The organism is Okeania sp. SIO2F4 (assembly GCF_010672385.1).
GTDB lineage: Bacteria > Cyanobacteriota > Cyanobacteriia > Cyanobacteriales > Microcoleaceae > Trichodesmium.
On the sequence record NZ_JAAHGT010000432.1, the window covers coordinates 1 to 7,800 of the forward strand.

Below are 7,800 nucleotides of genomic sequence, written 5' to 3' on the forward strand. Positions count from 1 at the left end.
TGGAGTCAATTATGCTGACATTTAGTGCGGGGGAAGCTGATATTTTAGTTTGTACCACAATTATTGAATCTGGTTTGGATATTCCTCGCGTCAACACTATATTAATAGAAGATGCTCAAAAGTTTGGATTGTCGCAGTTGTATCAGTTGCGGGGAAGGGTAGGTAGAGCAGGTGTGCAAGCTCATGCGTGGTTGTTTTATCCGACTACTGCTTCTGGTGGAGTAGCGCTGACAGATGAAGCGCAAAAAAGGTTGCGAGCAATTCAGGAATTTACTCAGTTGGGTTCGGGGTATCAGTTGGCAATGCGAGATTTAGAAATTCGGGGTGCTGGCGATATTTTGGGAGCGGAGCAGTCCGGTCAGGTGAATGCTATCGGATTTGATCTATATACGGAAATGTTAGAAGAGGCAATTCGGGAAATCAAAGGTCAGGAAATTCCCCAGGTCGATGATACACAAATTGACTTGAGTTTGACTGCATTCATTCCCGCAGATTATATTCTAGACTTAGACCAAAAAATGGCTGCTTATCGTTCGGTTGCTGCTGCAAATAGTCGGGAGGAATTGAATCAAATAGAAATTGATTGGAGCGATCGCTACGGTGCAATTCCGAAAGCTGGTTTACAGTTATTAAGGATGATGGAATTAAAACAAATTGCCAAAAAAATAGGCTTTTCTCGGATTAAAGTAGAGGGTAAACAACACGTTGTTTTAGAAACACCAATGGAGGAACCTGCATGGAATTTATTAAAGGAGAAATTACCCAATCATTTAAAGTCTCGTTTTGTTTTTAGTAAGGGTAAAGTAACAGTGCGTGGTTTAGGTGTTTTAAGTGCAGATAAACAGTTGGAAAGTTTGATAGATTGGTTGAGTAAAATGGAAAATGCTTTACCAATGGATAATTGATAATTAGGGTTTACTGATTAAATTTTAAAGTCTTTACAGATAAAGGTTTTAGCATTTTTAGGTATCAAAAAGTTTAAAATTTTAGGTTGCTTATGTTCAAAAAGTTAGGATTTTAGATAGATAAGGGGAGAAAAATCAAGATAGGAAATATCCGACTACCTCCTCTATAATTTCCATTTATCCTGTACGTCGCCAATCCGACGGCTCCCCTACCTGACTGCTGATTCCTAACCTCATCTATAATACTTTTTCAGCAAACCCTCATTAGAAATAGTTTTCATTATCAATTATCCATTATTCATTATCCATTAAATTATGCCATTTAGTAATTACAAAAATATTGAAGCAGTCGTCCAAGAATTTCAAATTCAATATATTTATGCAAATTTTGTCAATGAAATTAAATTTTCTGTGAATCAGAATTTTATAGAGGAGTTAGATTTTGTAATTTCTCATTTATCTGTATACAGTTCAGAATATGCTATTTGTGAGAGTTTAATCTTTCCAATTTTAAAAGAAGTCTGGAAATCCTATTATGACAAATTAATGCTTTGGAGTCATAAGACTTTAACTTATGATGAAAAGCTTTCAGGACAACCAGATTATATTGTAGCCCAACTTAATCCTTGAAACTTTAACTTATGATGAAAAACTATCAGGACAACCAGATTATATAGTGACTAAACTCAGCCCTTTAGGCAGAATAATTTTTGATAAACCTTATTTTTTAGTGGTGGAAGCAAAGCAAGATAAATTTGAAGAAGGATGGGGTCAATGTTCAGCCGAATTAGTCGCAGCACAGAAAATTAATAACAATTTAGAACAAACAATTTTTGGTATTGTTTCTAATGGTAAATTTTGGGAATTTGGTAAACTGAAAGGAGATGTTTTTACCAGAAATATTGCCAGCTATAGTATTGAATATTTAGAGAGATTATTTGCTGTAGTAAATTATGTATTTCAACAATGTTTATTGCAGTTAGAGAATAGTTGAAAAATCTCTAAAATATAGTATTTATGGTGAGCGATCCCTATAATGTAAGCATTTCCTGTGGAATGCTACCCATACAGTTATTAGCAGTCACCTCTCAGCAATAAAAATGTATGAAATAAGCATTCGCTTAACTTCTACTATATTTTTCACCAGAGAATTGAAGTACAATAACATTGATAATTGAGAATTAGAGATAGTTTTCATTATCAATTATCCATTATCCATTAAATTATGCCATTCAGTAATTACAAAAATATTGGAGCAGTTGCCAAAGAATATCAAATCAAATGTATTTCTGCAAATTTTATCAATGAACTGGAATTTCCAGCGCCTCAACATTTTCGAGAAGAGTTAGAATTTCTACTTTCTCATGGAACTATATACGGTTCAGAATATGCTATTTGTGAAAATTTAATCTATCCAATTTTGAAAGAAGTTTGGAAATCTTACTATCAAAAATTAACCCTTTGGAGCCACGAAACTTTAACTTATGATGAAAAACTATCAGGACAACCAGATTATATAGTGACTAAACTCAGCCCTTTAGGCAGAATAATTTTTGATAAACCTTATTTTTTAGTAGTGGAAGCAAAGCAAGATAAATTTGTAGAAGGATGGGGTCAATGTTTAGCCGAATTAGTCGCAGCACAGAAAATTAATAACGATTTAGAACAAACAATTTTTGGTATAGTTTCTAATGGTCAAGTTTGGCAGTTTGGAAAATTGAAAGGAGATGTTTTTACCAGAAATATTGCCAGCTATAGTATTGAATATTTAGATAAATTATTTGCCGTAGTAAATTATGTATTTCAACAATGTTTATTGCAGTTAGAGAAGAGTGAAAAAAATCTCTAATATCTAGTATTTTATGGAGAGAGAACGCTATACTTTAATCATTTAGCTATCAGCAGTTAGCTCTCAGCAATAAAAATGTATGATACTAAATCCGGTTTATAAACAACCAATATTTATAGAGATACTGTTTATTATCAATTATCAATTATCAATTATCAATTATCCATTATCCATTATCCATTATTCATTAAATCATGCCATTCAGTAATTACAAAAATATTGCAGCAGTCGCCCAATAATTTCAAATTAAGTATATTTTATCAGATTTTATCAACGAACTTGAGTTTTCTGTACCTCAGACTTTTCGAGCAGAACTAGAATTATTATTTACAGATGGTGTTGTTGATAACTCAGAAGATGCTATTTGTGAAAACCTGATTTATCCAGTCTTAAAAGAAGTCTGGAAAATGTACAGAAAAAAATTAACTCTTTGGAGTCATCAAACATTAACTTATGATGAAAATCTGTCTGGGCAGCCTGATTATATAGTGGCAAAACGCCATCCTTTAACTACAGTTATTTTTGACAAACCATTTTTTTTAGTAGTCGAGGCAAAGCAAGATAACTTTAACGAAGGATGGGGTCAATGTTTAGCAGAATTAGTCGCAGTACAGAAAATTAACAAAGATTTAGAACAAACAATTTTTGGTATAGTTTCTAATGGTCAAGTTTGGCAGTTTGGGAAATTTAAAGGAGATATTTTTACCAGAAATATTATCAGTTATAACATTGGAGACTTAGATAAATTATTTGCCGTAGTAAATTATGTATTTCAACAATGTTTATTGCAGTTAGATAATGAGAAAAATAATTTATGAATCTCATTTTTTTTGGAGAGCGAACGCTACAAAAATGGTATAATATCAAAACTAAAATTCCATATTTTTGTAGAGATTATTATGAGATTCATTAGTCCGAAAATTGATTATGCTTTTAAAATGATATTTGGTTCCGACCAAAGTGAAGAAATATTAATTAGCTTTCTCAATGCTATTATTTATGAAGGAAAAAATAAGATTCAATCCCTAACAATTCTCAACCCTTATAATCCCCCTCAGATACAAACTTTAAAAGACAGTTATTTAGATGTCAGAGCAGTATTAAATGATAATTCCCAGGTAATTATTGAGATGCAAGTAGCTAGAGTTACTGCCTTTGATAAACGAGTGGTTTATAACTTAGCAAAAACCTATTCAACTCAATTAGGTACCCGTGAAGGTTACAGACATTTAAAACCAGTAATTGCCGTGACAATTACAGATTTTAAAATGTTTGACAAAAACCCAGATGTAGTCAATTATTTTTATTTTTTAAATGAGAAAAAAATTGTTGAGTATACATCAGAAGAAATGCAGTTAGTTTTTGTAGAGATGCCCAAATTTCAGAAGTCATTATAGGAGTTAGAAACCTTAGTAGATAAGTGGATTTATTTTATTAAATAAACAGACAATTTAGAGGTAATTCCAGAAAGTTTAGGAGAGGTATCAGCAATAGAAAAAGCTCTGAATATTGCCAACGAAATTAATCTAATTCCTCTGGGATTAGAGTTGCTATAACAGCGGCAAATTATGTCGCAAGATGAAAGTAGCAAGATACTTTTTGCGGAATAAAAAGGCAGAATTGAACAGACCATCGCTCTAACAATACTTTGACTAAAAGAGCGTTTTATAGAAGTTCCAGAAGATGAAATTGCTACTCAGCTTAAAAGTTTATCTTTAGAAGATTTGGAGGATTTAGTTAAGGCAGTTTTAAAGTTTAATAATCTCGATGATTTATCAAATTGGTTGGCAAATAGGTAGGAGCATTAACGAAGTCAGACTTCAGAAGTTTTTTTTGTGGAAAGAAAAGGTTGAATTGAAGAGGCGATCGCTATGATAATATGTTTGTAAATATCATTTTTGTTGGAGAGCGATCGCTTAATCAAATGCCATAATTGATTACTATTATCAAAACTACAAAAAGTCCTTCACTTAATTGAGATATCAACTTCATTTTCATTTTCGACAGCTATCTCTATCATTTTTCCCTTTTTTTCAAAATTTACTCCTTAATTATTAATGAATTTAAACTTAAATCCTAACTGGAAAAAACTCACAGAAATTGATTGGAACTTTTCCGAAGCCAAAACTAATTATCTAACCCATCGACTTCATCCTTATCCAGCAAAATTTATTCCTCAAATTCCCCATCAACTGATTCAAGAACTTTCTCAACCAGGGGAAACTGTGGCTGATATCTTCTGTGGTAGTGGTACAACATTGGTCGAAGCACTCACTCTTAAACGTCATACTATTGGTATTGATGCTAACCCCATTGCTTGTTTAATCAGTGAAGCCAAAACAACTTGCTTCAATACAGAAGATAAAGCATTATTAAACTCTCTTGTAAGACGCACAGAAAATTTATCTCAGTCAATCTATATTAATACTAAATCTCCCCTGTTCAACACAGAAAAATTTACCTCATCTGCTGCTCGTCCCAATCATAAAGCAATATCATTTTGGTTTGAACCTTTTGTTGTTGAAGAACTAGCAGAAATACTTGATTGGTGTAAGCAACTTCCTAGAAAATCTAGTAAAAAAATTGCCTTGACAGCATTTTCTTCTATTGTAGTTACTGTTTCCAAACAAGATCCAGATACTCGGTATGTTCGTCGGCAAAAAAAGATTGTACCAGGGGATACCTGCAAACGTTTTACTAAAGCTTTAAAAGAAGCGATCGCCTCTGTTTCTGAGTTTACAAACCAAGTCGAAGCTAATCTAAACTGCCAAGTAAATTGTACTAACTTACTGACAAAACCCGATATTGGAGATGTAGATTTAGTTGTTTGTTCTCCTCCCTATCCCAATGCTTATAGTTATCACCTTTATCATTGCACTCGGATGATATGGTTAGGTATGAATCAACCCCAGTTTAAACAAGAAGAAATAGGTAGTCATCGCAAATATAGTAGTAAAAGTTCTAAAGGTGCAACAATAGAAACATTCCGTTCAGAAATGGCAACTATTTTTGATTGGTTAGGAGAACATTTAAAATTTAACAGATATGCTTGTTTTGTTGTGGGAGATTCTTTAATTAAAGGTAAAAAAATCAGTAATGTCGATTTAATTTCTGAAGTGGCTAAAGATTATGGTTTCTCTGAAATACAACGTATTCATAGACAAATGCAAGATAGAAAAAAATATTTTAATCCAGCTATTGGTAGAATTAAAACAGAACAAATTCTTATTCTGCAAAATTCTGGAAAACCATTGCTCAAGTGTAAAATTAAACCATATATTCAACCCTTTGAACGAAAATTAGCATTATCTGAACTAACTACACTTACAGGTTCTGAACCCTATGCTTTAACTACAGAAAAAGAAGTATTTAATTTTCAAGTTTTTTCTAATTTACCAGCTAATATTTTAGCGAGTAAATTATCTTACTGGGAATCAGTGATTCAGGAAGATAAAACACACTTTACCACCCAAGTAATACGAGAAGCTACTGTTAATACTACTCATCAAAGATTAGAAGAAATTTCCAAAAATGTACCGTTTTCTCAATCAATACCTTTTCCAAAATGGCGCTGTTTAAGATACGGAACTCATGGCATACATGAATACCGAGGCAAGTTTTTTCCCCAACTTGTTCGGAGCTTAATTAATATTGCTAAAGTACCAGAAAAAGGAATTATTGCTGACCCAATGAGTGGTAGTGGTACGACTTTAGTAGAAGCAGTTTTAGGAGGTTATCATGGGGTGGGGTTAGATATGAATCCTCTCTCAGTATTAATAGGAAAAACAAAGTGCGATTTATTGTCAGTTCCACCGGATAAACTTTTAGAAAATCATCAAAAATTAGTCAATAGTCTCATGAACTTAAAAACTACAAAATCTTCAGCTAAACTAGATTACTTTTCTAATTTACCCAGAGAAAATCAAATCTATCTTAATCGTTGGTTTGCCAAAGATATTTTAGCCGAACTTGACAACATAGCGATTTTGATAAAATCGGTGGAAAATAATACAATGCAAAATTTAATGCAGCTTTCCATGAGTAATATTATTCGGAAAGTTTCTTGGCAAAAAGAAAGCGATTTAAGAGTTCGCAAAGAAATAATTAATACTGCAAATATTCAGCCAAAACAAGAGTTTTTAAATGAACTAGAAAATTCAGTTAAAACTGTTCTATCTTTCCTCTATAAAAATCAAGATTCACAGTTAGGAACTTTTGATATTCAAGGTGGCAATGCCAGAAAAGTAACAACTATTTGGCAAGATTTAATAGGTAAAGTAGATGTAGTAATTACCTCTCCTCCCTATGCTACAGCACTACCTTATTTAGATACCGATCGCCTGAGTTTATGTTATTTGAATTTGTTGTCGCGATCGCAACACCGCAAACAAGATTTAAAAATGATTGGCAATAGAGAAATAACAGAAAAACAACGGCGAGATTATTGGCAATATTTTCAGCATCAAAAAGCACTTTTACCTCAATCTGTAATTTCGTTAATTGAAAAAATAGACAGATTAAATACTCAATCAAATGCTGGTTTTAGAAGACGAAATTTAGCCGCTTTATTGGCAAAGTATTTTTTTGATATGCGAGAAGTTTTCCAGGAAATATTAGAACTTTTAAAACCAGGAGCTTTTGCTTATATTGTGATTGGTAATAATCATACAATTTCTGGTGGAGAAAGAGTTGAGATTGAAACTGCAAAATTATTAGTAGATATTGGAGAAATGGTAGGTTTGGAAATAGTAGAACAAATTGAGATGGAGATGTTAGCTTCGCGGAATATTTTCAAGAAAAATGCTGTTGCATCTGAGATTATTTTACCATTCTTTCGCCCCACCTAGCTATAACTAAACTCGCAAATTAATAACTCAACTAATTCGGGTTTGCTGATTAAATATCAAAACATTGACAGATAAGGTTTTAGTCTTTTTATATCTAGAAAAAGTACCTGCTTTTCAGCTCTTAATGCTCAAAAAGTTACCATTTTATGTACATAGTTGGGCAAAAAAAATTACTTTCCTGCTCCCCTACTTCCCTACT

7 protein-coding genes and 1 pseudogene are annotated in these 7,800 nt (G+C 32.5%); all 8 read left to right on the forward strand.

Going from position 1 to position 7,800, the window contains the following annotated elements; all coding sequences use genetic code 11:
* On the forward strand, positions 1-905 hold a 905-nt coding region (locus tag F6K22_RS23820; protein ID WP_293103608.1), incomplete at its 5' end, for a TRCF domain-containing protein.
* A 315-nt stretch (positions 906-1,220) separates the two neighbouring features.
* A complete protein-coding gene (locus F6K22_RS23825; RefSeq protein ID WP_293103611.1) occupies positions 1,221-1,535 on the forward strand; it encodes a hypothetical protein in 315 nt (104 codons plus the stop codon).
* A gap of 46 nt (positions 1,536-1,581) precedes the next feature.
* Positions 1,582-1,899, forward strand: a complete 318-nt coding sequence (locus F6K22_RS23830; protein ID WP_363274267.1) for a hypothetical protein — start codon at positions 1,582-1,584, stop codon at positions 1,897-1,899.
* Positions 1,900-2,130: 231 nt separating this feature from the next.
* Positions 2,131-2,754, forward strand: a complete 624-nt coding sequence (locus F6K22_RS23835) for a hypothetical protein (RefSeq protein WP_293103613.1) — start codon at positions 2,131-2,133, stop codon at positions 2,752-2,754.
* A 407-nt stretch (positions 2,755-3,161) separates the two neighbouring features.
* Positions 3,162-3,572, forward strand: coding sequence for a hypothetical protein (locus F6K22_RS23840; protein WP_363274269.1), 411 nt, complete (start codon positions 3,162-3,164; stop codon positions 3,570-3,572).
* An 81-nt stretch (positions 3,573-3,653) separates the two neighbouring features.
* Positions 3,654-4,151 (forward strand): Rpn family recombination-promoting nuclease/putative transposase, encoded by a 498-nt coding sequence (locus tag F6K22_RS42400; protein WP_363274271.1) that lies wholly within the window; start codon positions 3,654-3,656, stop codon positions 4,149-4,151.
* A 267-nt stretch (positions 4,152-4,418) separates the two neighbouring features.
* Positions 4,419-4,553: pseudogene (locus F6K22_RS42405) on the forward strand (DUF4351 domain-containing protein); the annotation flags it as partial.
* 258 nt (positions 4,554-4,811) lie between these two features.
* Entirely contained in the window at positions 4,812-7,601 is a 2,790-nt protein-coding gene (locus tag F6K22_RS23850; protein ID WP_293103616.1) for a DNA methyltransferase, read from the forward strand.
* Positions 7,602-7,800 lie beyond the last annotated feature (199 nt).

Excerpts from the sequence above, each read along its gene's own strand:
- F6K22_RS42400 (WP_363274271.1), top strand. The coding sequence starts at position 3,654 with ATGAGATTCATTAGTCCGAAAATTGATTATGCTTTTAAAATGATATTT.
- F6K22_RS23840 (WP_363274269.1), top strand. The coding sequence starts at position 3,162 with ATGTACAGAAAAAAATTAACTCTTTGGAGTCATCAAACATTAACTTAT.
- F6K22_RS23835 (WP_293103613.1), top strand. The coding sequence starts at position 2,131 with ATGCCATTCAGTAATTACAAAAATATTGGAGCAGTTGCCAAAGAATAT.
- F6K22_RS23825 (WP_293103611.1), top strand. The coding sequence starts at position 1,221 with ATGCCATTTAGTAATTACAAAAATATTGAAGCAGTCGTCCAAGAATTT.
- F6K22_RS23850 (WP_293103616.1), top strand. The coding sequence starts at position 4,812 with ATGAATTTAAACTTAAATCCTAACTGGAAAAAACTCACAGAAATTGAT.